At 71.1% G+C, this 25,201-nt stretch carries 19 protein-coding genes and 1 pseudogene; 6 read left to right on the plus strand and 14 right to left on the minus strand.

Annotated features, from left to right (window positions below; genetic code table 11):
* Positions 1-84: 84 nt before the first annotated feature.
* The 3 genes and pseudogenes from POF73_RS38055 (at position 85) to POF73_RS38065 (ending at position 1,764) form a co-directional block, all read left to right on the plus strand.
* Entirely contained in the window at positions 85-723 is a 639-nt protein-coding gene (locus tag POF73_RS38055; RefSeq protein WP_272123883.1) for a TetR/AcrR family transcriptional regulator, read from the plus strand.
* 237 nt (positions 724-960) lie between these two features.
* Positions 961-1,053, plus strand: a pseudogene (locus POF73_RS38060) (DNA-binding response regulator); the annotation flags it as partial.
* 144 nt (positions 1,054-1,197) lie between these two features.
* Positions 1,198-1,764 carry a dihydrofolate reductase family protein gene (locus tag POF73_RS38065; protein ID WP_272123885.1) on the plus strand — a complete coding sequence of 189 codons (567 nt, stop codon included), beginning with the start codon at positions 1,198-1,200 and terminating at the stop codon, positions 1,762-1,764.
* 138 nt (positions 1,765-1,902) lie between these two features.
* Here POF73_RS38065 and POF73_RS38070 read toward each other — a convergent pair whose 3' ends face one another.
* The 3 genes from POF73_RS38070 to POF73_RS38080 are packed head-to-tail and all read right to left on the minus strand — an operon-like array spanning position 1,903 to position 3,888.
* On the minus strand, positions 1,903-2,853 hold the full coding sequence (locus POF73_RS38070) for an ADP-ribosylglycohydrolase family protein (RefSeq protein ID WP_272123886.1): 951 nt from the start codon (positions 2,851-2,853) through the stop codon (positions 1,903-1,905).
* 4 nt (positions 2,854-2,857) lie between these two features.
* Positions 2,858-3,064, minus strand: coding sequence for a DUF397 domain-containing protein (locus POF73_RS38075; RefSeq protein WP_272123887.1), 207 nt, complete (start codon positions 3,062-3,064; stop codon positions 2,858-2,860).
* Positions 3,065-3,075: 11 nt separating this feature from the next.
* Complete coding sequence (locus POF73_RS38080; protein ID WP_334313649.1) at positions 3,076-3,888, minus strand: DUF5753 domain-containing protein; 813 nt, start codon at positions 3,886-3,888, stop codon at positions 3,076-3,078.
* A 223-nt stretch (positions 3,889-4,111) separates the two neighbouring features.
* Here POF73_RS38080 and POF73_RS38085 point away from each other — a divergent pair, with 223 nt between their 5' ends.
* The gene (locus POF73_RS38085; RefSeq protein WP_272123890.1) at positions 4,112-4,552 is read left to right on the plus strand and encodes an ATP-binding protein; all 441 of its coding nucleotides are present in this window, start codon (positions 4,112-4,114) and stop codon (positions 4,550-4,552) included.
* Between the two features lie 368 nt (positions 4,553-4,920).
* On the opposite strand, the gene POF73_RS38090 is transcribed toward POF73_RS38085, so the two are convergent.
* From POF73_RS38090 to POF73_RS38100, 3 genes are all read right to left on the minus strand, one after another.
* Positions 4,921-6,825: a hypothetical protein gene (locus POF73_RS38090; RefSeq protein WP_272123892.1), complete on the minus strand. Its 1,905-nt coding sequence runs from the start codon at positions 6,823-6,825 to the stop codon at positions 4,921-4,923.
* A 224-nt stretch (positions 6,826-7,049) separates the two neighbouring features.
* Positions 7,050-8,030: a UDP-glucose 4-epimerase GalE gene (galE, locus tag POF73_RS38095; protein WP_272123893.1), complete on the minus strand. Its 981-nt coding sequence runs from the start codon at positions 8,028-8,030 to the stop codon at positions 7,050-7,052.
* 110 nt (positions 8,031-8,140) lie between these two features.
* The gene (locus POF73_RS38100; protein WP_272123894.1) at positions 8,141-9,739 is read right to left on the minus strand and encodes a glycosyltransferase family 2 protein; all 1,599 of its coding nucleotides are present in this window, start codon (positions 9,737-9,739) and stop codon (positions 8,141-8,143) included.
* 165 nt (positions 9,740-9,904) lie between these two features.
* On the opposite strand from POF73_RS38100, the gene POF73_RS38105 reads away from it, so the two are divergent.
* Positions 9,905-11,809, plus strand: a complete 1,905-nt coding sequence (locus POF73_RS38105) for a hypothetical protein (RefSeq protein ID WP_272123895.1) — start codon at positions 9,905-9,907, stop codon at positions 11,807-11,809.
* Here the strand turns inward: POF73_RS38105 and POF73_RS38110 are convergent.
* Positions 11,761-12,225, minus strand: a complete 465-nt coding sequence (locus POF73_RS38110) for a MarR family winged helix-turn-helix transcriptional regulator (protein WP_272123896.1) — start codon at positions 12,223-12,225, stop codon at positions 11,761-11,763. The genes POF73_RS38105 and POF73_RS38110 overlap by 49 nt on opposite strands.
* A 124-nt stretch (positions 12,226-12,349) precedes the next feature.
* On the opposite strand from POF73_RS38110, the gene POF73_RS38115 reads away from it, so the two are divergent.
* Positions 12,350-12,763 carry an organic hydroperoxide resistance protein gene (locus tag POF73_RS38115; RefSeq protein WP_272123898.1) on the plus strand — a complete coding sequence of 138 codons (414 nt, stop codon included), beginning with the start codon at positions 12,350-12,352 and terminating at the stop codon, positions 12,761-12,763.
* Between the two features lie 19 nt (positions 12,764-12,782).
* On the opposite strand, the gene POF73_RS38120 is transcribed toward POF73_RS38115, so the two are convergent.
* The 7 genes from POF73_RS38120 to POF73_RS38150 all read right to left on the minus strand — a co-directional run bounded on the left by POF73_RS38120 (position 12,783) and on the right by POF73_RS38150 (position 25,053).
* Positions 12,783-14,375 carry a hypothetical protein gene (locus tag POF73_RS38120; protein ID WP_272123899.1) on the minus strand — a complete coding sequence of 531 codons (1,593 nt, stop codon included), beginning with the start codon at positions 14,373-14,375 and terminating at the stop codon, positions 12,783-12,785.
* Positions 14,376-14,460: 85 nt separating this feature from the next.
* On the minus strand, positions 14,461-16,692 hold the full coding sequence (locus tag POF73_RS38125) for a bifunctional glycosyltransferase/CDP-glycerol:glycerophosphate glycerophosphotransferase (RefSeq protein ID WP_272123900.1): 2,232 nt from the start codon (positions 16,690-16,692) through the stop codon (positions 14,461-14,463).
* Between the two features lies 1 nt (position 16,693).
* Entirely contained in the window at positions 16,694-18,895 is a 2,202-nt protein-coding gene (locus POF73_RS38130; protein ID WP_272123902.1) for a CDP-glycerol glycerophosphotransferase family protein, read from the minus strand.
* Positions 18,896-19,037: 142 nt separating this feature from the next.
* The gene (locus POF73_RS38135) at positions 19,038-21,224 is read right to left on the minus strand and encodes a bifunctional glycosyltransferase/CDP-glycerol:glycerophosphate glycerophosphotransferase (RefSeq protein ID WP_272123904.1); all 2,187 of its coding nucleotides are present in this window, start codon (positions 21,222-21,224) and stop codon (positions 19,038-19,040) included.
* A gap of 184 nt (positions 21,225-21,408) precedes the next feature.
* Complete coding sequence (locus tag POF73_RS38140; RefSeq protein ID WP_272123906.1) at positions 21,409-22,323, minus strand: carbohydrate ABC transporter permease; 915 nt, start codon at positions 22,321-22,323, stop codon at positions 21,409-21,411.
* The gene (locus POF73_RS38145) at positions 22,320-23,666 is read right to left on the minus strand and encodes a carbohydrate ABC transporter permease (RefSeq protein ID WP_443049711.1); all 1,347 of its coding nucleotides are present in this window, start codon (positions 23,664-23,666) and stop codon (positions 22,320-22,322) included. The genes POF73_RS38140 and POF73_RS38145 overlap by 4 nt, the downstream gene beginning before the upstream one ends.
* Before the next feature lie 4 nt (positions 23,667-23,670).
* Complete coding sequence (locus tag POF73_RS38150; protein WP_272123910.1) at positions 23,671-25,053, minus strand: ABC transporter substrate-binding protein; 1,383 nt, start codon at positions 25,051-25,053, stop codon at positions 23,671-23,673.
* Between the last annotated feature and the right edge of the window lie 148 nt (positions 25,054-25,201).

Here is a 25,201-nt window from a genome sequence, read left to right on the forward strand (position 1 = left end):
CCGGGGGGGCCCGGCCGGGGGCGGCGGGGCCCGGGGGGCCGGGGCGGTCGCGTAGGGACGGGACCGTACCGTCGCTACGCCCCTATGCTGTTCCGCATGACGACCAACGCCGACCAGCCCCAGACGCCTCCGCGACGCCGGGCCCCCGCAGGGGCGGCCGTACTTCGCGAGGACGTGACGGAGGCGATCCGGGCGGCCGTCTTCGAGGAGCTGGCGGCCGTCGGCTACGCGCGCATGTCGATCGAGGGCATCGCGCGCCGCGCGGGCGTCGGCAAGACGGCGGTGTACCGGCGCTGGCGTTCCAAGCTGCACCTGGTGCTCGACGTGGTGTCGGCGGTCGCGGTCATGGGGCTGCCCGTGCCGGACGCCGGTTCCCTGGAGGGCGATCTGCGGCTGCTGTACGAGGTGACCGCGCGCGCCCTGCGTCACCCCTTGGCCTCGCAGATCCTCCCGGACCTCCAGGCCGAGGCGGCCCGCAGTCCCGAGATCGCCGAGGCCGTGCAGAAGGCGTTGCGGGACGGGCAGGCGAGCGTGGCCAACGGCATCGTGATGGCCGCGGAGAAGCGGGGCGAGGTGCGTCCGGGCATCGACGAGGAGCTGGCCCTCGACCTGATCTCGGGCCCCCTGTACTGGCGGTCCGTCGTGATCCGCAGCCCCAAGGTGCCCAAGGGCTATCTGGACGCCCTGGCCAGGGCCACCGCGCATGCCCTGAAGGCGCTGTGAACGACGCCGAACGACGTCGAACGACGCCGTGAACGACGCCGTGAACGACGCGGTGAGTAGGCTGCGCGCATCGAGCGCCGGTTGACCGAGGCTGCGTCACTGCGACGCGTGCGGTGACCGGAGCGGTGACCAGCGTGAAGCCGGAGTACCGGAGCACCGGAGTAGAGGCGGAACTGCCGTGAGAGTCGTGATCGCCGAGGACAACGCCCTGCTGCGCGAGGGACTGGTCCTCCGCGCATCGGCAACGTCTTCCTGAAGCTCGGTCTGCCGCAGAGCGACAGCGGGCATCGCAGGGTGCTCGCCGTGCTGACGTATCTGAACAACGTGTAAGGGCTGCTCGCCAGTGTTCCGGGGACTCCGGGAGCTCCGGGGACTCCGGGAATTCTGGGTGTTCCGGGTGCGAGCCGACTCGCGCGGTCGCATTGTGTGCACGGGGAACGTCGACTCCAGGATCGTCACCGAGGAGGACTTCTGATGCGCAGGGTGACCTATTCGATGGGCGTCTCGCTCGACGGCTACATCGTCGGGCCGGACGGCGGCTTCGACTGGACGGCGCCCGAGGCGGAGGTCTTCCGCTTCTGGATCGACGAGATCCGGGGGGTCGACGTCCACCTGCTGGGACGGCGGCTGTACGAGACGATGCTGTACTGGGAGACCGCCGAGCAGGAAGGATCGCTCGACGACGCGGCGGAGCTTGAGTGGGCCGCGCTCTGGAACCCGCTCCCGAAAGTGGTGTTCTCCCGCACGCTGTCGGCCGTGCAGGGCAACGCCCGCCTGGCCTCCGGCGGCGTGGCGGAGGAGATCGAACGGTTGCGGGCCGAGCCGGGGGATGGCGAGATCGCGATCGGCGGCGCGACGTTGGCCGCCGAGGCGGCCGCGGCGGGTCTGATCGACGAGTACCGGACCATGGTCTACCCGGTGCTGGTCGGCGGCGGCATTCCATACTTTCCACGGCACGAGCGCCGGGTGGATCTCGAACTCGTCGAGACCCGCACCTTCGGCTCCGGGGTCGTCTACCTCCACCATCGCGTGGTGCGCTAGCGCTGGAGAGTCCGGGTGGGCGGGCGTTGTGATGATTCCGGCGGTCATTCCGGCGCTTCGCGCCAGTCCACGCACTCCAGCTGCCCTCCCCGCAGTTCGTATTCCGCCCCCGCGTCAGCCGAGCGCGGGCAGCTCCGCTCAGCGCCGGGTGCCCGCCTCGCTCAGCCGCAGTGCCAGCTCGGTCAACTCTGCCGCACCCAGGACGCGTTCACCGAACCCCGGCAACGGCACATGCAGCGCCGCCGTCCACCGCTCCGGCACCGCGCCGATGCCGTACACCGCCCCGGCCAGCCCGCCCGTCACCGCGGCCACCGTGTCCGTGTCGCCGCCGAGGTCGATGGCGGCGCGTACGGCGTCCTCGTAGGAGGAGGAGGTGCGCAGGGCCCAGACGGCGGAACCCAGGCACGGCCATACGGCACCGTTGAACTCGGTCGCCTTGTCGGGGTGCCAGTCGGGGGCGAGGACGACGGCGTAGCGCTCCCGGTGGTCGGGGTGGACGGCGTCGAGGGTGTCCGGGACGGCGGTGAGTGGATCGTCCCCGGTCAGGGCGATGCGCACCAACTCATGGAAGACGGCGGTGCCTTCCCAGGCCGCACGGTCTCCGTGGGTGAGGGCGGCCAGGCTGCGGGCCGCGTCCATGGTGGCCTCGCATCCGGCATCGGCGAAGTACACGGCGGAGGTCGCCGCCCGCATCAACGCGCCGTTTCCCGCCGCCCGTTGACTCACCTGGAAGTGCAGCGCGGCGGCCATGTCCCAGGGGTCGCCGCTGCCCAGCACGGCTTCCGTCTGCAGACCGATGTCCTTCGGCTCGGCCGCCGCCCAGCGCTGGAAACGCCGGAAGACGTCCGGGAGTTCCATCCCTCCGCACTCCAGTAGCGACTCCCCGACGAGTACGGCCATCTGCGTGTCGTCGGTCGCCTCGCCGGGCTCCCAACCACCGCCCCCGCACATCTCACCGCCGGCGCCCTTCGGGAAGCGGGCCGAGAAGGCGCCCTCCGGCCCGAACTCGAAGGGTGCGCCCAGGGCGTCGCCGACAGCGGAGCCGATGACTGCGCCGAGGGCGCGGTTGGTTCTGGAGGGGGCGGTCATGTGCCTATCCGGGCTGGGCGTTGCTGTTCTTGAGGGTGGTGAGTAGGGCGTGGAAGGCGGTGGGGGTGGTGGTGAGGATGGTGGTGGGGGCGTCGCTTTCGCGGAGGCATATGGAGGTGGGGGGCATTGCGGGAAGGGCGAGTTCAACGCAGTTGTCGCCATCTCCGCCGCCGGAGAAGGAGGACTTTTGCCAGATGAGGTCGGGGGACATGGAAGGGCCTTTCACAGCTCACGGACGATGCGGGTGACCAAGTCACGGGAAGCGGCCTGGGACAGGGCTGAAGCCGAAACGCGGTCGTAGCGTTGCCGGTACTGCTTGAGCCGGGACTCGGCGTCGATGAAAGTTCCGCCGTGTCCCGTGTCGATCTGCACCGTGTCGAGCGGCGGGACGGGGCCGTGCAGATAGAGCATGGAGTACCCGGCACCGGCGAAGTCCTCGCTGTCGAAGGGGACCACGCGTACGTTCATGTGGTCCAGCTCGGAGCGGTCGAGGATGTGTTCCAGCTGGCTGCGGGCTGCTTTGCGGCCACCGACGCGGAGGCGTAGCGCTGCTTCGTGGATCACCGCCTGGTATGGCGTGGCGTGCTTCTCCGAGAGGATCTGCTGGCGTTGCGAGCGGAACGCGACATGCGCGTCCTGTTCCTTGCGTGGCCAGTCCGGCGTCGCATAGCTGAATGCGGCTCGCATGTGGTCCTCGGTCTGCAACAAGCCCGGGATGTGGGCCATTTCAAAGGTCTGGATCCGCGTTGCGTGCTGTTCATGTTCGGCCAGGTCGAGCCCGGAGGGGGCGACGATCCCGCGGTACTTCTCCCACCAGCCCTTACCCCGCTCGGTAGCCATGGCTACCAGTGCGTCGACATACGCCATGTCGTCACAGGCGCAGTGCGCTGCCAGGCGACGGATGCGGTCCTCGCTGATCCCGCTGCGGCCCGCCTCAACCGCACTCTGCTGTATGGGATTTGAGCCGAGCAGTGCCGCTGCGGCGCGGGCTGTGATGCCCGCTCGCTCGCGCATCTTGCGCAGTTCGGTCCCCAACCGCTCCTGTCGGAGGGTGGGGTTGCTCCTCGGCGGCATCCGCGCTCACTTCCTGGTCGCTTGCTGATGAGTATGCCGTGCTGAATGGGCAGATTCCGGCATCACCTTGTGCCGTCACCACCTTACGCCCTACTGTCAGTAATGCAGGCGGCACCCTCCGTTGTGTACAGCCTCCGTCTGCCTCAACTCACCCCTGCCTACGGCGACTTGGAGCTGACCCCCCATGCCCGAATACAGCCTCCGCATCCCCACCCACGCCACCTCCCCCCGCATCGCCCGCGAGTTCGTCACCTCCGTCCTGAAGGCGCAGCAACTCGGCGACATCGTCGACGACGCCACACTCTGCATCTCGGAACTCGTCACCAACTCCTGCCTCCACGCAGGCGGAAGCGCCGCAGGCGCCGGCACCGGCGCCGGGCTCCTCCTCGTCACCAACCCGGTCGGCCTGCGCGCGACGGTCTTCGATACGGACGTCACCCTGCCGGTGATGAAGGAGGGGTACGACGCCGAGAGTGGGCGTGGGCTGTGGATCCTCGACTCGGTCACCGCTGGGCGGTGGGGTGCCGAGCGGCGAGGGTGGCGGGCGGGGCGCGGGGGCGGGGAGGGCGGGAAGGGTGTCTGGTTCGAACTCGGAGCGCAGCGTCCGTCCGGACGCGGGCGATGAGTGCTTGGCTCGCCGCCGGAGGCGCGGACCAGGTGGCGCACGATGGGCAGGCCGGGTGCCGTCGTGGTGGGATTCCGAGGCGCGCCAGAACCGGTCGAAGGCCCGCACCCGGTCGGTCGGCGACATGCCCGGGCCCTGGTCGCTGACATGCAGTTCGGAGCCGGGGCACGGGTGAGCTTCAGCGTGGTGCCAGGTGGGAGACCCGCAGCGCGTTGGCTACGGGGCTGTCTGTGATCTGCTCCGACGCCATGTGTCGGACGTCTCCAGAGCGGTGGGAGAGTCGCCGTTCTGACGGGCCGGTGACAGGGGTGGTGACGAAGATGAGGAGCCATCCGATCGATCACGAACGGGTGCCTGCTTGGCGGGGTCTACGCCCGGCGCAGCACCCTGCTCGCTCCTGCCGCCACCGTTGTGACCAGGAGCCAACCGATCCCGATCAGTGCCACGGCGGCCCATTGCGTGATGCGGGCCGGAGCGTAGGAGCGTTCCTGCCCCAGGTCCACGAGTGGCAGCAGCAGGTCGAGCGTGTAGATCGCGGGTTGGAAGGGCGGAGCCGTGCCGTCGCCCACTGCGATGGGTGGCCAAGCGGTGAAGAGAGCAGTTCCGGTGGTCAGAAGACACAGCAGCAGCCACACGGCACGCCGCGGGCGGTAGCCGTAGCCCACCGTCGCGTCCTGGAGGAGGCTCCACAGCCTGGCCGCGGGAGACAGTGTTCGTCGCATGCTGCGGTGCTTGGCGACCAGGACGACGCGGGCGTCGGCGTCCTGACCGTGGCGTTGGTAGGTGGTGGCGAGCTGCTCGTACGGATGGGGCACGAACCCGGCGGGGTCACGGGCCAGCCAGGGCAGGCGTGCCTGCGCCGGGAGCGCGGGGTGCAGGCTGTCGTAGGCGGCGCCGTCGAGGACCAGTCCGGCGGGCCAGGCAGCAGGGGCGTCCCGCAGCATCCCGATTCTGCTGCGGGACAGATCGATCACGCCCGCTGGTGCCTGGCGCATGCGAATGGAGAGGGTGGCTGTGGATGATCCGATATAGCTCAGGGCCCACTCGTCGGCGGGCGTGTCGAGGACGGCGTCATCGAAGCAGACGCGGCTGCGGGCCGTGACGCTGAAGAGGGAGATCCTGCCGTGTGCGGTGAAGCCGTTGCACAGGTTGAACACACCTCCGATCTCGACTCCGTTGCCGCGTAGGGCGGGGTATCGGTTGTCGAGGGCCGTCAGTTCGGCGCCTTCGAAGAGGACAGAGCCACCGATGCGGGAGTCACGCAGGTCGATCATGCCGAGTGCGACGAATCCGTCCCGGCAGTCGAGGTCGCCGCCGACGCGCAGTCGGGAGGCGTCCAGAGCGGCGTCCGCGGTCGGCGCGTTCGAGGAGATGTCGAATCGGGCCCCTTTGAGGACGACGCTCCCGCGCACCGACGTGTCCCGGACAATGACGGGACCGTGTAAGACCAGACCGCGCCCGGACCAGATGTCACCACCTATCTCCGCACAAGAGAGATTCAGCGCGTACGCACCCCGGCCCGCGCCGGGGCCGTCCAGTCGGCAGTCGTCCATCCTCACGGTTCCGCCGATGGAGGCCCCGTAGAGGTTGATCTGCCCGGCGGCCGAGAATCCGGAGTCGAGGAACAGGCCACCGCCCACGGTCAGTTCGGGCGCCTGAAGGCCCGAGTCGCGGCCGATGCGGGTGCCTCGGAAGGCCAGGACGTCCTGTATCCGGGCGCTGTTCAGGAATACCGTTCCCGCACAGTCCAGGCCGGATGCCCAGAAGTCCTCACCCACCTCGACGGACTGCGCGTCAAGGGCGGCCTCGCCATGGGCCGGGCGGATGGCGGTGTCGTTCAGCGACAGTCGGTTTCCGACGGTGAGGGAACGCAGGTCCACTGTGCCCGTGACGGTACAGGCGGTGATCTCGCACTCCAGGGTGACGCGAGCGCCGACCAAGCTCAACCCCGGCATCGTGCAGGAGTTGAGTTGGAACGCGGTGTCAAGGTGCGCGTTGTCGAGGCAAGGAGTGGCGTCGAACCGGCATCGGTCCAGGCGGATCGAGCCCCTGACCGTGATCTCGGCGAGGTTCAGTTCGCCGGTGACGCGCGCGCCACGCAGCCGCAGGCGGGCCTGGCAGCCTGGGCGGGACGAGGGCGCGGAGATCAGAAGGTGGCGGAGCGTACTGCCACGAACCTCGGCCACGTCCTCGCACCACTCGCCGATCCGATACGCCTCCCACATCCGCCGCTCCTGCGGGCTCCATTCATCCGGCGGGTCGTTTTGAGCCACAGCGGCATCCCTCCCCCGACGCCCGGACCGCAAAGGTTCGAACGGCTCTTCGCTACCCGGCAGTCCTGACGGTCATGCCTCACGCCTGGAGGCCCGCAGACAGGCGCGGACGGCAGAGACGAGTTCCTCGTACCCGCCTCGCTGGGCCAAGAGCCGGGCGACGCAGTGTGTGTCACGAACCGGCAGGGGATTGCCGGTGATTGCCAGGCCGGCGCACCGGAGAGTCAGCCCCGCGCCGCCTTCGGATGCGTCCGCACCCACCCCTCCCACGCCGACTCGATCATGTCCCGTACGTCGTACCTGGCCTTCCAGCCCAGCTCCGTGGTGATGCGGTCGGCGGAGGCGACGACGCGGGCCGGGTCGCCGGGGCGGCGCGGGGTGACGGTCGCGGGGCGGTCGTAGCCGGTGACCTCGTTGATCAGGTCGACCATCTCACAGACCGAAACGCCTTCCCCGCGGCCGATGTTGAGGGTGAGATCCCTGCCGGGGGAGGACTTGACGGCGCGGGCCGCGGCCACATGGGCCTCGGCCAGGTCGACGACGTGGATGTAGTCGCGGACACAGGTGCCGTCGGGGGTCGGGTAGTCGTCGCCGAAGATGTGCGGGGGCTCGTCCGCCGTCAGCTTCTCGAAGACCATCGGGACGAGGTTGAAGACGCCGGTGTCGCCGAGTTCGGGACCGGCCGCGCCGGCCACGTTGAAGTAGCGCAGCGATGCCGTGGACAGGCCCGTCGCGCGGTGCGTCGCCCGGACCAGCCACTCGCCGGCCAGCTTGGTCTCGCCGTACGGCGACATCGGCACGCACGGGGTCTCCTCCGTCACCAGGTCGACATCCGGCATGCCGTAGACCGCGGCGGAGGACGAGAAGACGAAGGACCGCACCTTCGCCGCCGTCACGGCCTCCAGCAGGATGCGCAGGCCCTCCAGGTTCTCCCGGTAGTAGAGCATGGGGAGTTCGACCGACTCGCCCACCTGCTTCTTCGCCGCGAGATGGACGACACCGGTGATGCGGTGAGCCATGATCGCGCGGGCGACGCGCTCGGGGTCCAGGGTCGAGCCGACGACCAGCGGTACGCCGTCGGGCACGCGGTCGGGATTCCCCGTGGACAGGTCGTCGTACACCACGGCGTGCTCGCCCGCCCCGGTCATCGCCCGTACGACGTGCGCTCCGATGTAACCGGCGCCGCCGGTGATCAGCCAGGTCATGTGCGGCCGTCCCCTCGTCAGTCCTTGTCAGTCATCGTCGATGAGCCTGTGGTCGTGCTTGGTGTGTCGCTATCGGTGTCGATGTCGGTCTCGGCGGACCGTGCTCGGGGTCAGTGACAGTGAAGCAGGCGGCGCATTCGGCCGCGGGCCACTGTCATGACTCCGCGTAAACCCATGGCCATACGTAATGCCGGTGTTCCGGAGTGCGTGAGGTACGGGTGTACGAGTACTACGGCGTGCCGGGCGCTGACCACGGCGCGACGGCGCAGCGGGGCGGCGCCCGGGAGGACACATGCGGTGACCTCGCGATACGCCCCGCCCCGGAAGCGTACGCGCAGCCGCAGATCCCAGGTGCCCGCCTCGAACCCGGCCCAGCGCACCGTCGTCGCCGCAGACCACACGCCGTCTCCCGGCGTGAGCGCCACCGTCGTACGAGGCCCCGCCTCACGCCCCGTCTCCCGGCACCGCCACTCCACGTCCAGGGCCTGAGGTCCCGCCTGCGCCACTCTGCCGTACAGCTCGTGCAGACGGAGCCGGAGCAGGGCGCCGCGCGCGCGTGGGCGCAGTTCCGCGTCCACGGCGAGGGGGAGGTGGCGGATCGGGCGGGTCAGCAGCGGTTCCAGGGTGAGTTGAGGGAGGTCGGGCGACCAGACGGGGGTGCCGTCGGGGGTGTGGGCGTAGGGCGGGAGCAGGCGGGCGGGGCGGGACGCGAGGTCCCTGAGGCGGGGCAGGTCGCGGGGCTCGGGGGAGGCCAGGACGACGCGGCCGATGAGACGGCCGGGCGCGGCGGGGTGCTGAGTCCAGTCGGAGGCGTCGTACTCGGCGAGACACGACCGGGTGTGCGCCCACCAGGCGCGCTGGTAGCGGGCGTCGCGCAGGCCCAACTCGCGGACGTACATGCGCAGTTCGTGTTCGAGGAACTTGCCGCGCGCCGCCCGCGCCAGCTCCTTCTGTCCGGCGCCCAGCAGGATGTCGTACGCCAGCCGGCAGGCCTCCGTGCGCGCCAGCCAGTTGGTGATGCCGGCGCGGTCCAGGGAGATCGACAGCCGGCCGGCGGAGCGGCGTACGTGCCAGATGTACACGCGGTCCGGGACGAGGGCGATGCGCGGCGCGGCGGCCAGTACGCGCGCGGTGAAGACGAAGTCCTCGTAGGGGAAGCGGCCTTCGGGGAACCGGATGCCGTGGTCGCGCAGGAAGTCCGTGCGGTAGAGCTTGTTGACGCACAGCGTGTCGTGGACCAGGCGCGGGCGCTGCGCCGGGTTTTCGTACACCGCGTGCCCGGCGTAGAGGCCCGCCTCCCAGGGCACCTCGCGCCCCTGTGGCAGCTCCCGCCGCACGCACAGCCCGCCCGCCACCTCCGCGTCCGCCCCCGTCGCCGCCCCGAGCAGCGCGTCCACCGCGCCCGGCGGCAGGACGTCGTCGCTGTCCAGGAACATCACGTACGGCGATGTCACCCGGTCGAGCCCGGTGTTGCGCGGGCTGCCGCAGCCGCCGCTGTTGACCCGGCGCCGGACCACCTTCACCCGTGGCTCGCTCGCGGCGAGGCGTTCGAGGAGTTCCACGCTGTCGTCCGTCGAGCAGTCGTCCACGGCGACGACCTCCCGCACGGCGGGCCCCTGCGCCAACGCCGAGCGGACGGCGGTCGTCACATGCGCGGCGTCGTTGTGGCCGATGACGATGACGCCGACCTGCGGGGCGTGAGAGTGCATGGGGTCACGTTCCGGAAGCGTAGGAATGTTGGGTAGCCGCCCGCTAAGAGGCGGGTGGGGCGGAGGTGGTTCGTCGCGGGGATCGTAGGCCGGGTGAATGCCATATCCGTGGAGATACGCCGTCAATAAAGAATATTTGTCGGCTAATAACACAAAATCCCCCTCATGGTGGACGGGAAGCAGGAGCTGCCGAGGACGCCCAGGACGCAGGGGAAGCCGAGGAAGCGCGGCCGCGCAGACGGTGCGGCCCCGGTCGTCGCCGTCTGTGTGCCCGTCGCCGTCATGCTCGGCATCGGGTTGTGGAGGCTCGACCGCGGCGGCATGTGGCGGGACGAGGGGGTGACCTTCCAGGTCGCCCGCCGCTCCGTGCCGGAGATCTGGCGGCTGGTGCAGGGCGTGGACGCCGTGCACGGCCTGTACTACCTGCTCATGCACGCCGTCCTCGCCGTACACCCCGGCGAGGTCGCCCTCCGGCTGCCGTCGGTGCTGGGCGCGACCGCGGCGGCGGGACTGGTCGCCGCGCTCGGGGTGCGGCTGGCCCGGCCGAGGGTCGGGCTGTGGGCCGGACTGCTGTTCGCGGTGACGCCGCTGGTCGGGCACTACGCGCAGGAGGGTCGGTCGTACGCGCTGGTCACGGCCGGGGTGGCGGGGGCGACGCTGCTGCTGGTGCGGCGGGTGTGGTGGGCGTACGGCGTCGTCCTCGGGGCCTGCTGCCTGCTGCACGAGCTGGCTGTGCTGGTGGCGGGCGCGCATGCGGTGACCCTGGCGGCGTGGCGGGTGCCGGGCAGGGTGTGGCTCGCGTGGGGGCGCGCGGCGGCGGGCGCGGGCGTGGCCCTGGTGCCGCTGGTGGCCGTGTCACGGGCGCAGGCCGGGCAGGTGGAGTGGCTGGCGGCGCCGGGGTGGGGGAGTGCGGAGCGTCTGCTCCGGGGGTTCGCCGCCGGGCCCACGGGCGCCGTGTTCGGGGCGTGTGTCCTGCTCATGCTGGCGGGGCTGACGGTGCGCCGGGTCGCCATGGTCGCGCTGCCGCTGTTGGTGGTGCCGCCGGGCCTGCTCATGGCCGTGTCGCAGGTGCGGCCCATGTACGACGACCGGTATGTGCTGTACGCCCTCGCGGGGGCGCCGCTGCTGGTGGCGGCGGGGGCGGACCGGCTGGTGACGGCGGGGGCGGATCGACTGGCGGGGGCGGATCGGCCGGTGGTGGCGGGGGCGGACCGGCTGGCGGTGGCGGATCGAGCGGCGGTGGCGGGGGCGGATCGACTGGGGGTGGCGGACCGGCTGGTGGCGGCGGGGGCGGATCCGCTGGCGGTGGCGGACCGGCCGGAGGTGGCGGTGGCGGGAGCGGATCGGCTGGCCGTGGCGGATCGACTGGCGGTGGCGGGAGCGGATCGACTGGCCGTGGCGGACCGGCTGGTGGCGGCGGGAGCGGATCCGTTGGCGGTGGCGGACCGGCCGGAGGTGGCGGTGGTGGATCGGGCGGCGGTGGCCGTGACGCGTGAACGCCGGCACGCCGGCCCAGGTCAGGGTCCCGTCCGGTTTCCGAAGCTCCCCCTGGCGGGCGTCCTCGCCATCACCCTCGCCTTCCTCCACCACCTCCCCCTCCACCGCCAGGACCGCTCCCCGGCCCACCGCCCCGACAATCTCGCCTCCGCCTCCGCCTTCGCCGCCCGGCACCTCCGCCCCGGCGACCCGGTGCTCTACCTGCCGTCCATCGGCCGGCGCTCGGCACTTGCCTATCCGCGTGGCTTCCGGCGGGCGTGGGACATCGCGCTCGACCAGTCCGGACCGAGGTCGGGGACGCTGTACGGCCGGGAGGTCGGCGCCCGGGAACTGCGGCGCAGGCTCGACTCGGTCGACCGGGTCTGGGTCGCCGCCGAGCCGTACGCCCTGAACTCGCCCTGGTATCCCCGCAACCCCACCGAACGCGCCAAACTCGCCATCGTCGGCGAGGAGTTCCGCCCGCTGCGCACCGGGCAGCCCGACGGCCCGCTACGGCTCTACGTCCGCCGCCCGCCGGGCTCGCCCTACGGGGTCTCCTCCACCGCGGCCGAGTCCAGCGCCTCGGTGAGCTGATCCAGCCGGGCCCGCAGCGCGCGGATCTCCTCCACGTCGAACCCCGTCGCCCTGGCGATCCGGCGCGGCACCTCAAGGGCCCGCTCGCGCAGCGCCGCGCCCTCCTCCGTCAGCCGCACCTCCACCGAGCGCTCGTCGCGGGCGTTGCGCTCCCGGCGTACCAGGCCCGCCGCCTCCAGCCGCTTGAGCAGCGGGGACAGGGTGCCGGAGTCGAGGCGCAGATGTTCGCCGAGCTTCTTCACGGGCAGGTCGCCGTGCTCCCACAGCACCAGCATCACCAGGTACTGCGGGTAAGTGAGCCCCAGGTCCTTGAGGATCACGCGGTAGACGCCGCCGAAGGCCCGCGAGGCGGCGTTCAGGGAGAAGCAGATCTGCTGGTCGAGGCGGAGCCAGTCGGCCGTGGGCGAGGTCGTCATGGTTCCAGGGTAGCTCGTGTTCGCCATTTAGTTGTGTGCAATTGAATTGTGTGCTCTACTTGTGGTCGTGACGGCGGCCGCCAACGGAGCCGCCGGCACGTGACTTCGAGAGGGATGGTTTTCCATGGACGCGCTCTACACCGCTGTCGCCACCGCCACCCACGGCCGCGAGGGCCGCACCGTCAGCAACGACGGCAAGATCGACCTCGCCCTGGCCATGCCGGTGGAGCTGGGCGGCAACGGCCAGGGCACGAACCCGGAGCAGCTGTTCGCCGCCGGGTACGCCGCCTGCTTCGGCAGCGCCCTCGGTCTCGTCGGCCGCCAGGCCAAGGTCGACGTCTCCGAAGCCGCCGTCACCGCCGAGGTCGGCATAGGCAAGCAGGGCGAGGGCTTCGGCCTGAAGGTCACGCTGCGCGTCGAGCTGCCCGACACCCTGGACGAGGCGACCGGCCGCAAGCTCGTCGAGACCGCCCACCAGGTCTGCCCCTACTCCAACGCCACCCGCGGCAACATCGACGTCGACCTCGTCATCGAGTAACCACGCGCCGCACGGACGATCACCCGATCCGCGCCAGCACCTCCCCCGACGTCCCGCTCCAGGCCACCACCACCGCCTCCTCCGGCACCCGCTTCCACCGCGTCAGCAGCAGCCAGCGCGCGTGGTAGCGCCGGGCGATGGTGACGCGCTCGGCCCGGGTCGACGTCGGGGAGAGGTAGGCGCGGACATCGGCGACCCTGCGTTCCCGGACCCGCTCGTCCAGGGCGGGGTCGGGCCAGATCGGCGCGGCGAGGTTCGGCCCGTACCCGGGGATGGAGCGAGGGGCGAAGTGCCCGTCGGAGATGATCACTTCACCCTTCCCGACATGCCGCGCCACCCACGCGTACGACGGCCACTGAGACGGCTGCTCCAGGCCGATCGGGTCCAGCACGCGCGGCAGCACCGCCCCGCCCTGCACGGTGAGGAACCCGACACAGGCCCCGGCCACCGCGGCCCCGCCCAGCACCCGGCGCACCCTGCCCCACGGCCGGGGCGCCGCCAGCTCCACCGCCAGCGCGAACTGCAACGGCACCAGGGTGAGCCCGAGGATCCTGCCGTAGGTGTAGTGGCCGCTGAACCAGCCGTACCCCACGAGCAGACAGTCGAGGGCGAACAGCAGCACCAGCGGATCCCGCCAGGTGCCCCGCCGCCACCGCAGCCACAGCGCGGGCAGCCCGAGCAGCGCCAGCCAGAACTGTCCGAGAAGCTGCTCGTACAGCCGCCGGTGCATCCAGTCCACACTGCGGTTCCCGGCCAGCGCGAACACGTCGAAGTACGGCCACCACACCGCGACCAGCACCGCCGTGCCCGCCGCCACCCCCCAGCGCGCGACCACGGCAGCGCCCCACCCCCGCTGCCACCCGGTGACGAACGCCACCGCCCCCAGTACCGCGGCCGCCGCCGTGATCGGATGGATCAGCAGGATCAGCCCGTACAGCGCGCCCAGCCCCGCGTACCCGGCGAACCCCGGCAGCCCGCTCGGCCCGACGAACCGGACGAGCCCCTTCCCGCGCGCCCGCGCCCCCGTCCACGCCCAGGCCCAGAAAGTGAGCCCGATGGCGAAGGCGGACGGGTAGCCGAGGTTCCCGGTCATCGACATCAGGCTCAGATAGCCGCTCCACCAGGCCCGCTCGGTACCCCACAGCAGCGTCATCGCGCCCAGCGCCAGCACCGGCGCCCACGGCCGTGGCGTGAGCACCCGCACGAAGCGGCCGATGCCGGTCAGCAGCACCAGCAGGTTCAGCGGGCCGGCCAGCCGCACCACCTCCCAGCCGCCCAGCCCGGTCAGCCGGGCGAACGCGCCCTGTGCGACCGCGTACGGCGTGTAGTACGGGCTGCCCGCGCCCGGCAGGTCCGCCATCGGATGGCGGGGATGGAGGAGGTTCGCGCCGAGGCGTTCCACGACGGCGGCGTGCTGGCCGGCGTCGCAGCACAGCGGCACGGCCCAGTACGCCAACAGCATCACCAGGTAGAACAGGAACCCGAAGACCTGGTACGGCGTCGGATGCCAGACGCGGCCGCCGCGCAACGCGGTGGCACCCTGCACGGTCCTCCGGACGAGAGTCCCGACGGCCGCCTTTCTGACAGTGGAGGTTGTGTGGGTCTGGGGCATTTGCCGTATGTTCCCGGCCGGGTCAACGGCATTAACTCACGTCACCACATCGAGTGAGCCCATCGGCGGCCCCTCGGCAAACCCGTCAGCGGGCGTCCAGCAGCGACCTCGCCGACGCCGGAGCCGGCACCGTCGCGGCGGCCGACCCCGGCACCGGCTCGCCCAGCATCAGCGTCCGTACCACCCGCTCCGCGGCCTGCCCGTCGTCGAACTCGCAGAACCGCCGCCTGAATCCCTGCCGCGACCGCAGCGACTCCTCGTCCTGCCAGGTCCCGGACGTGAACAGCCACGCCAACTCCCGGTAGGAGCGCGACACATGGCCCGGCGCGTCCGCCGTGATGTCGAAGTAGGCGCCCCGGCTCGCCGCGTACGCCCCCCAGTCGTCGGCGTGGATCACGATCGGCCGGTCCAGGTTGGCGTAGTCGAACATCAGGGCGGAGTAGTCGGTGACCAGGACGTCGGCGGCCAGCATCACCTCCTCGACGTGCGGCTCGTCCGTCGCGTCGATCAGCACGCCCCGCCGGTGCAGATCGGCCAGGCCCATCCCGCGGGCCGTGCCCTTGGCCAGCGACGGGTGCAGCCGTACGACGAGGGTGTGGCCGGTGCCCAGGTCCGCGGCGAACCGGGCGAGGTCGATCCGGTCGACATGGCCGCCCCGGCGGTAGTCGCGGCGGGTCGGCGCGTACAGCACCACGGTGTTCCCGGCGGGGACGCCGAGCCGCGCACGGGCCGCCGCACCGGCCTCGGGCCCCGCGTTGACCAGCACGTCGTTGCGCGGGCTCCCGGTCCTGAGCGAGGTGAAGTGACATGGGTACGCCCGCTCCCACACCAGCTCCGAATGCCGGTTGGCCACCAGGCTGTAGTCCCAGCGGTCGGCCCGCCACAGCATCTTCGGCACGTCGAAGCCGTGCCGCGCACCGGGCTTGGTCAGCAGGTCGGCCGCCATGTACTTCAGCGGGGTGCCCTGGTGGGTCTGGAGATGCACACTGCCGGGGCGCTTGGCCAGCGTGCCCGGCCAGTTGACGTTGTTCACCCAGTACGTGGCCCGCGCCATGACCTCGTGATAGCGCCGCGAGCCGGGCGTCACGAAGTCGGTACCGGGCGGCAGCGAGTCCACCGCGTCCTCCTGGACCACCCACACGCCCTTGATGTGCGGGGCGATCTCCCGCGCCTTGGCATGGATCGCCGCCGGGTCGCCCAGCACCCCGCGATGCGAGAACGCCGAGTAGACGGCGAGATGCGGATCCAGCGGAAGCCTGGACTGGGCCCCGTACCAAGCCCGTTGGGCCCGCTGCGACACCGCCCGCGTGACGCGCCGCTTTCCGGCCCCCGCCACCCTGCGCAGATCACGCAGACCGCGTGCCACGGCGTACGACGCGTAGGGCGCCGTCGCCAGCAGCCGCATCTCCCTGCCGCGCCAGCCGTCCGGGAGGGTGAAGCCGTCGGGGAGGTGGCGGGCGTGGAAGGCGCGGATCTCGCGGTAGAAGTCCGGCCGGTCCGCGGGCGTCACCCGGTCCTCGCGGGCCAGCACGAACAGCATGTGGTCCAGGGCCCGCTCGAACAGCAGCGGGCGCGCCCACGCCAGGTCCGGGCGCCCTTCGAGGAACGCGAACAGGCCCTCGTACTGGGGAAAGATGTCGAAGTGCCGCCGCCCCGGAGTCTTGGTGATCGCCCCCTGCCGGCGCTGCCGGTACTCGACCCCGATCCGCTCCAGACAGGCGATGCTGTCGGCCAGCACCATCGAGCGGTAGGTGACGGGCGCGTCCTCGTACAGGCCCGGCGCGTAGCGCAGCTCGTGCTTGAGGAAGAAGTCGCGCCGGTACGCCTTGTTCCAGGCGACCAGGAACAGATGCAGGTACTCCGGGTTCTCACGGATGTCGAAGGTGCCCGTCCCGGCCGCGGCCAGCAGGTCCGCCGCCGTACTGCGGCCGCCGCGGCCCCACCAGTGGGTGCGTACGTGGTCGAAGACCAGGATGTCCGGATCGCCGGCCGACTCCAGACGGGCCGCCACCGCGGCCAGCAGGCCCGGCGTGTAGGAGTCGTCGCTGTCGAGGAACAGGACGTAGTCGCCGTTCGCCTCCTCCAGACCGGCGTTGCGGGCCCGGCCGAGGCCGACGTTCTCCGGCAGGTGCAGCACGCGCACGCGTACGTCGCGCTCGGCGTAGCCGTCCAGGATGGCGGGGCAGCTGTCGGGGGAGCGGTCGTCGACGGCGATCACCTCGAAGGAGGTGTACGACTGCGAGAGCACCGAGTCCAGGCACTCCCGCAGGAAGCCCTGCACCTTGAAAACGGGGACGATGATGCTGAAGCGGGGCACGTCAGCTCCTCACGGGGGTCGTCGCGGCGGGGGCGGGGATGCGTTCGGCGAGCGGGATCACCGGCGGGATGGCCTCGGGCGGCTCGCCCAGCAGCACCCGGCGTACGACGCGCTCGGCGGCGAGCCCGTCGTCGAACTGGCAGAAGCGCTCCCGGAACGCGGCCCGCAGCTCCTTGGCCTCCGCGTCCGCCCACGAGCCGTCGCGGAAGACGGCCGCCAGCTCGCCCGGCGTGCGCGCCACCCGGCCCGGCGGCGCCTCCAGCACGTCGAAGTAGACGCCTCGCAGCTCCCGGTAGATCTCCCAGTCGTCGGCGTACACCACGATCGGCCGGTCCAGGTTGGCGTAGTCGAACATGATCGACGAGTAGTCGGTGATCAGCGCGTCGGCGGCCAGGCACACGTCCTCGGCGGAGCGGTGCCCGGTGACGTCGATGATCCGGCCGGTGCCGCGCGCTCCGCCCCGGTCGTAGAAGTAGTGGGCGCGCAGCAGCACCACGTACTCGTCGCCGATCTCCTCGCACAGCGCCTCCAGGTCGAGGCTCGTCTCGAAGCCGGTGGCGTAGTCGCGGTGCGTGGGCGCGTAGAGCAGGGCCTTCTTGCCCTCGGGGACGCCGAGTTCGCGGCGGACGCGGGCGACGTCGGCGGCGGTCGCCCTGTAGTAGACGTCGTTGCGCGGATAGCCGTACTCCAGGGGCTCGTGCGCCGACGGATACGCGCTCTCCCACATCTCGGTGGAGTGCCGGTTGGAGGTGACGTTGTAGTCCCAGCGGTCGACCCGGGCCAGCAGCTTGGCGATGCTGCCGGTCGCCGCCGCCACCACGGGATACGTCGCCTGGTCGGCGCCCATCTTCTTCAGCGGGGTGCCGTGCTGCGTCGACAGGTGCACACTGCCCCTGCGCTTGACGACCGCGTCCGCGAAGTTGGCGTTGTTCACCAGGTACTTGGCCCGGGCCAGCACGTCCCAGTACTTGCGGCTGCCGATCACCGCGTACTCCACGTCCTTCGGCACCGTGTGCGCCTGGTCCGCCTCGACCAGGAACACCGAGCGCAGATGCGGGGCGAGTTCGCGCGCCTTGGCGTGGATCGCGGCCGGGTTGCAGAGGTAGCCGCGGCCCCAGTACGCGCAGTACACGGCGAGGTTGCGGTCCAGCGGGCGGCGCAGCTGACGCCGGTAGCGCAGCCGGGTGCGCAGTCCGTGTGGACGCGGCGCGCCCGCAGCCACCCTCGCCAGCGCCTGGTTGACGCCGCGCAGCGCCCGGAACGCCGCGTACGCCCCGCTCGCCAGCAGCCGGTGCTGCACCCTGAGACTGCCGCCCGGCACCCGGAACCCGGCGGGCCGGTGCCGCCGGTAGAGCCTGCTCGCCCGGCGGAAGAAGGCCCGCCGCCCGCGCGGCAGCCGACGCGGATGCGCGGCCGTCTTCAGTACGGTGCCGAAGACCTGCTCGAACAGCGCCGCGAACCGCTCCCCGGACAGCCCCTGCCCGGCCGCCCGCGTCAGCACCAGCTCGACCTGGTCCAGCAGCTCGAAGTGGTGCTCCCCGGGCAGCCCCAGCCGACTGCCCTGCCGCCGCACCAGATGCCGTACGACGACCTGCCGCAGCACCGCCATGCGCTCGGCGCTCGCCACGACCAGTCCGCCGAAGCCGATGTCGGTGAAGTGGCCGTCGGGAAAGGCGAGATGCCGTTCGGCGAGGAAGGCGCGGCGGTAGGCGGCACTCCAGGCCGGGAGCTGCACCCCCGTCAGCTGCGGCGCCCGCTCGGGGGAGAAGGCCCCGTCCGGCGTCCCCGCCAGCACGAGCGCGGCCGGGTTGGTGGGCTCGCCGACCCACCACGGGGTCCGCTCGTGCTCGAAGTGCAGGACGTCCACGTCGCCGGTCTCCTCCAGCCGGGCGTCCAGCGCCGCCAGCGCGCCCGGCACCAGCACGTCGTCCCCGTCCAGGAACAGCAGCCACGCCCCCGTCGCCGCCCGCATCCCGGCATTGCGCGCCCCGGCCGGACCGGCCGCCGGCGGCGAGTGCACGGGCGCCACCCGGCAGTCCCGTTCGGCATACCCGGCGACGACACCGGCAGCCGCCGAGTCCGGGGCATCGCAGACCGGGATCAGCTCGAAGTCGCCGAAGGACTGGACGAGGACGGAATCCAGCGCCTGCGACAGCCGGCCGGCGACACCATGAGACGGAACGATGATGCTGAAGCGGGGCATACTGCCCTTTCTGTCGGTGTTCTGGAGGAGACAGGGGCCATTCAGCTGCGGTTCGGCCGTGCCTAAGGGGCGCGGGGAACTGCGCGACAAGCCACGACGGCGCCGCAGACGAAAGACGGCACATCGCGGCACCAGCGGAGCGTTACGGCACAGGGTGACGCCGGTCGAGCGGCACGACGGGCGGCACGCCGGTCTCGCCCAGCACCACATGCCGTACCACCCGCTCGGCGGCGCGACCGTCGTCGTACGGGCAGAAACGCGCACGGAAGGCCGACCGCAGCTGCGCGGAGCGCGACCCGCGCCAGTGGCCGGTGGCGAAGATGTCGATCAGCTCGTCCTCGCTGCGCGACACCGCGCCCGGCGGGAAGGCCCGCAGATCGAAGTAGGTGCCGCGGGCCGCCTCGAACGCCTCCCGGTCGTCGGCGTGGATCACGATCGGCCGGTCCAGGTTGGCGTAGTCGAACATGATCGACGAGTAGTCGGTGACCAGCGCGTCCGAGGCGAGGCACAGCGACTCGACGTTCGGATGGTCGGTGACGTCGATGACCCGGCCCGGCTGGGGAGCGTCGACCAGGGGGCCGCCGTGGCGGTGGTGGGCGCGGGCCAGGACGACATGGCGCGGACCCAGACGGCGCACGACGCGGTGCAGGTCGAGGGTGGTGCGCTGGGTGCGGCGGTAGTCGCGGTGGGTGGGGGCGTAGAGGATCACGACCGCGCCCTCGGGGATGCCGAGCGACTCACGGATCCGGGCCACGTCCGCCGAGGTCGCCCGCAGGAAGCGGTCGTTGCGTGGGCTGCCGTACTCCAGGGTGGTGTAGCCGCCCGGGCACACGCGCTCCCAGGTCAGCGTGGAGTGGCGGTTCGCGGACAGGACGTAGTCCCACTTGTCGACGTTGGCCAGGAGTTCGCCGAAGTCCGTGTCGCCCGCTGCCGCCGGGCGTTCGCGCAGGTCCAGGCCCATGTGCTTGAGCGGGGTGCCTCGCCGGGTCTGCACCATGACCTGGCCGGGGCGCTTGACCAGACGGCGGTCGAAGTCGGCGTTGTGGACGAGGTACTTGGAGCGGGCGAGGGCCGTCCAGTAGGCGGCCGTGCCGGGGCGCAGCCGGCGGGTGCCGGTGGGGACGGCGGCATGCTGCCCGGCGTCGGCGACCCACGCCGTGCGGACGCCCGGGGCGTGCGTACGGAACGCCTGCTCCAGGGCGCCCGGGTGGCAGCCGTGGCCGCGCACCCCGTCGGCCGCGAAGACGGCACGGTCGCCGCGCACCGGGAGGCAGCGCTGGGCGCGGTAGTGCAGGCGCAGGGCGCCGGAACGCAGGCCCTTCAGCAGCCGGCCCGTGAACTTGCCGGTACGACGGGCCAGGGCCGCCGTCCGTTGCAGGGCCCGGTAGGTGCGGTGCAGGCCCAGCCGGACGAGGGCGTAGTGGAGGCGGGTGCGGGCCGGGGCGGGGGCGCCGGGGGCGTGGTAGCGGCGGTAGTAGGTGCGGGCCCTGCGCAGGAAGTCGGCGCGGCTGCGGCGCGGGAGGCGGTCGCGGCGCCCGAACACCACGATCAGGTGGTCGACCATCCGGCGGAACAGCACCGGGCGCCAGTGGGCCAGTTCGGGGTTCCGGTCGACGTAGGCGAAGACCCGGTCGTACTGCTCGAAGATGTCGAAGTGCCGCGGGCTGACCGTGCCGAGGATGCCGCCGCGGCGGCGCTGCCGGTAGTGCACGCACACCCGGTCCAGGGTGGCGATCGACTCCGCCGTCATCAGGACCGGGTAGGTCCAGGGCGTGTCCTCGTAGTAGCCGGACGGGAAGGCGAAGCCCTCCTTCTCGACGAAGCCCCGCCGGTACGCCTTGTTCCAGGCGACCATCAGCATCCGCAGCAGCCCCGGGCGGTCCGCGAGGCGGAACGGCGCCGGGCCCTCCTCGGAGAGCTGGTCGGCGGCCTGGTTGCGGACCGTCTCACCGGTCCAGTAGGTGCGCGCGTAGTCGTAGACCAGGACGTCCGGCTCGCCGGTCTCCTTCAGCCGGTCGGCGATCGTGACCAGGGCGTCGGGGGTGAGGGTGTCGTCGCTGTCGAGGAAGATCAGGTAGTCGCCGGTGGCCTCGGCCATCCCCGCGTTGCGGGCGGGCCCCAGGCCCTGGTTCGCGGTGAGGTGCACGGGGCGGACCCGAGGGTCGCGGGCCGCGAACTCGTCGATGATCGCGCCGCACGCGTCCGGCGAGCAGTCGTCGACGGCGATCAGTTCGAGATCGGGGTACGACTGCGAGAGCACCGATTCCAGGCACTCATGCAGGTACGCCTGAACCTTGTACGCGGGGACAATGACACTGAACCTGGGCAAGGGACATCCATGGGTCGGCTGGTGCGGTGGGGCGCTGTCGCCTTGCCGGGAACGGCCAATGGAGTGACTTGGTTACGGTGCCTAAGGCATACGGGGGACCGTGAGTGAACGGCAGGGGGCGGACCGGTGTCGGTCCGCCCCGCCGAGCCGTCTTTCGTCTAGGGCCGCTGCCTTTGCCGTACCGCTACTTGACCGCGCCCGCCATCACGCCGGACACGAACTGCCGCTGGAACGCGAAGAACACGATCAGCGGGATCACCATGGAGATGAAAGCGCCGGGCGCCAGCACGTCGATGTTGTTGCCGAACTGCCGTACCTGGGTCTGCAGCGCGACCGTGATCGGCTGGCTCCCGGAGTCCGTGAAGATCAGCGCGACCAGCATGTCGTTCCACACCCACAGGAACTGGAAGATGCCGAGCGCGGCGATCGCCGGACCGCCGAGCGGCATCACGACACGGAAGAACAGCCGCAGTTCACCGGCGCCGTCCAGACGGGCCGCCTCCAGCAGCTCCCGCGGGATCTCCGCGAAGAAGTTCCGCAGCAGGAACACCGCGAACGGCAGCCCGAAGCCGACGTGGAAGAGGATCACACCGATCAGGGACCCGAAGATGCCGATGTTGCCGAACAGCTCGGCGATCGGGATCAGTGCCACCTGCACCGGCACGACCAACAGGCCGACCACCCCCAGGAACCACCAGTCGCGGCCCGGGAACTCCATCCACGCGAACGCGTATCCCGCGAGCGCCCCGATGGTGACGACGAGGACCGTCGCCGGGACCGTGATCAGCACGGTGTTGAGGATCGAGTCGGTGATGTCGCTGTTGCCGAGGAGCTTGTCGTAGCTGTCGAAGGTGAGCTGGGAGGGCTTGCTGAAGACCTCCCACCAGCCGCTCGCGGCCATCTCCTCCGGCGGCCGGAGCGAGGACAGCAGCAGCCCTAGCGTCGGGACCAGCCAGAACAGCCCGACGACGATGAGCAACACCCGCACCAGCCCGCCACTGACGAACGAGGCGAGCCGCCCGCCGAGCGACTGCTCGCCCTTGACGACGGTGAGCGGCCGGGGCGCCGCCTCGGTGGGCCTGTCGACGTCCGCACTCATCGCCTGACCTCCCGCCGCAGCCGACGAACGTTGAACCACATCACCGGAATCACCAGCAGCAGCAGGAACACCGAGATCGCGCTCGCGATGCCCGGCTGGTCCTCGGAGAAGCCCTTGCGGTACAGCTCCAGGGCGAGGACGTTCGCGTCGTCCTGGGAGGAGCCCGGGGCGATGATGAAGACCAGGTCGAAGATCTTCAGGACGTTGATCATCAGGGTGACCGTGACGACCGCGAGGACGGGTGCGAGGAGCGGCACCGTGACCTTGCGGAACACCTGCCACTCGTTGGCGCCGTCCACCCGGGCCGCCTCCAGCAGGTCACGCGGGATGCCCGCGAGCCCGGCCGCGATCAACACCATCGCGAAACCGGCCCACATCCAGATGTACGACCCGATGATGGCCGGCGTGACCAGGGACGGGCCGAGCCAGTCGACGCCGTTGTACGCCTCCTTGAAGTTGTCGCCGGGGAGCCGCAGCTGGGCCCCGTCGGCCTCGGCGGGCAGCGTGAACGTGCCGTCGTCGGCGGCGTTCGTGGCGGCGACGACCTTGCCGTCCTTGACCGCCTCGATCCTCATCCCGGGATAGCCCAGCTCGGACGCGTCGACCCCGCCGAGCGTGCCGACGCCCTTGCCGCGGGTGAAGTCCTGCCAGGTGGTGCCGGTGACCTTGCCCGGCTCGGCCTTCGCCGCCACGGCCTTCTTGGCGTCGTCCGGCATCTGGTCCGGGGCGACGCCGACGAGGGGCAGGGTGACCGGGGTTCCGGCGCTGACGGTGGCCTTGGTGATGAAGGCGCCGCCCGGTGCCGCTTCGAGCGGCGACTCCCGCCCCGGGTGCGCCTTCGGGAACGCGGACGACTGCGCGAAGGTGTCGTGGACGCCGACCCACACCGCGTTGGCGACACCCTTGTCCGGGTCCGCGTCGTACACCAGCCGGAAGATGATGCCCGCCGCCAGCATCGAGATCGCCATCGGCATGAAGACGACCAGCTTGAACGCCGTACCCCAGCGCACCCGCTCGGTCAGCACCGCGAAGATCAGACCGAGCGCGGTGGCGACGGTCGGGGCGAACACCACCCAGATGATGTTGTTCTTCAGGGCCGTGCGGATGCCGTCGTCCGTGAACAGGGACTTGTAGTTGTCGAATCCGGCGAAGCCGTCCCCGGACTGGTCGTAGAAACTGCGGACCAGCGAGTACCCGATCGGGTAGACCACGAGCGCGCCCAGCAGCACGAGAGCGGGCAGCAGGAACAGCGCCGCCATGGTCATGCGTGTGCCGGTCACACTCCTGCGCGACCTGGGTTCGGCAGGGGGCGCGGAGCCCCCTGCCGCTTCCGCCGACGCCATGACGTCAGTTTCCGTACGCCGCGGCCGCGTCGGCTTCCAGCTTCCGCTGTGTGCCCGCGATGTCCGACGGGTTCTTCAGCAAGTCCTGCAGCGCCTTCCACTCACCCTTGCCGGGCGTGCCGCCGAACGCCTGCGGCGCCTGGTCGGACATGTCGAAGCGGAAGTCGTCGCCGGAGCCGATGAGGGCCTTGGCGATCTTCTGCTGCACGGCGTTCGGATACGCCGAGTTGGCCACGTTCTTGTTCGGCGAGAGGTAGCCGCCCAGCTTCGCCTGGATCGTCGCCGCGTCCGGGGAGGCGAGCCAGGTGGCCAGGGCCTGCGAGGCCTTGGAGTCCTGGAGGATGACGGCCGCGTCGCCGCCGGAGACGACGGGCGCGGTGTCACCGACGGCCGGGAACGGGAACACCTTCGCGTCCGTGCCGACCTTCGCCTTGGCCTGCGTGATGTTGACCTGCGCGAAGTCGCCCTCGTAGACCATCGCGGCCTTCGGCTGGTCGCCGCCGGTGAAGGTCTGGGTGACCGAGGCCGGGAAGTCCGTCTGCAGCGCGCCGCTCGCACCGCCCGCCACGTAGTCCTTCTTGCCCCACACCTGGGCGAGCGTGGCCAGCGCGTCCTTCACGGAGGCGTCGGTCCACTTGATCTCGTGCTTCGCCAACTGGTCGTACTTCTCGGGACCGGCCTGGGAGAGATAGATGTTCTCGAACCAGTCGGTGAGGGTCCAGCCCTCGGCACCGCCCACGGAGAACGGGGTGACCCCGGAGTCGTACACCGTCTGGGCGGTCGTCAGAAGCTCGTCCCACGTCTTGGGCTCGGTGGCCCCCGCGTTCTCCAAGACCTTGGCGTTGTACCAGATCAGCGACTTGTTGGCGGCCTTGTAGTAGACGCCGTACTGCTTGTCGTCGACCTTGCCGATGTCCTGCCAGCCCTGCGAGTAGTTCTTCTGCAGCTCGTCGATCGCCTCGGGGCCGAGCGGCTTGGCCCACTTCTTCTCCACGGCCTGCTTTATGGCGCCGGGCTGCGGAAGCATCGCGATGTCCGGCGGCTGTCCGCCCGCGACCTTCGAGCCGAGGAAGTTGATGATCGGGTCCTGGGCGGGCACGAAGGTGACCTTGGCGCCGGTGCGCTTCTCGAACTCCGCGAGGACCTTCTTGAAGTTCTCCTGCTCGGCACCGGTCCAGACGGCGGCCACTTCGAGAGATTCGCCGTTCAGCTTGGGAAGGGTGACGGTGTTGGCGGTCTCCTCGCCGGATCCGCCCTGTTCATTGCCGTTGCCGCTGTCGTCGTCGCCTCCGCACGCGGAGAGCGAGAGTGCGAGGGCGCCCGCGAATACGGCTGCCGCGGTCCTGGCGGCCCTGCTTGTCCGGTTCCTGCTGCTCGTGCTGCGCATCACTGCCCCGTTCTTCGTGCCTCGTCGAACGTTCGAGCGCTGTCCCGTTTGATCTGGTCTACGCCTTGGGGTTGGGGGCGGCAAGACCGCGTCCGCTGTCAACCGGGGGATCGTGACGACCTCGTGACCAGGGACCCCGCACTCCTGC

The sequence above is a fragment of the Streptomyces sp. HD genome, assembly GCF_028369295.1.
Lineage (GTDB): Bacteria > Actinomycetota > Actinomycetes > Streptomycetales > Streptomycetaceae > Streptomyces.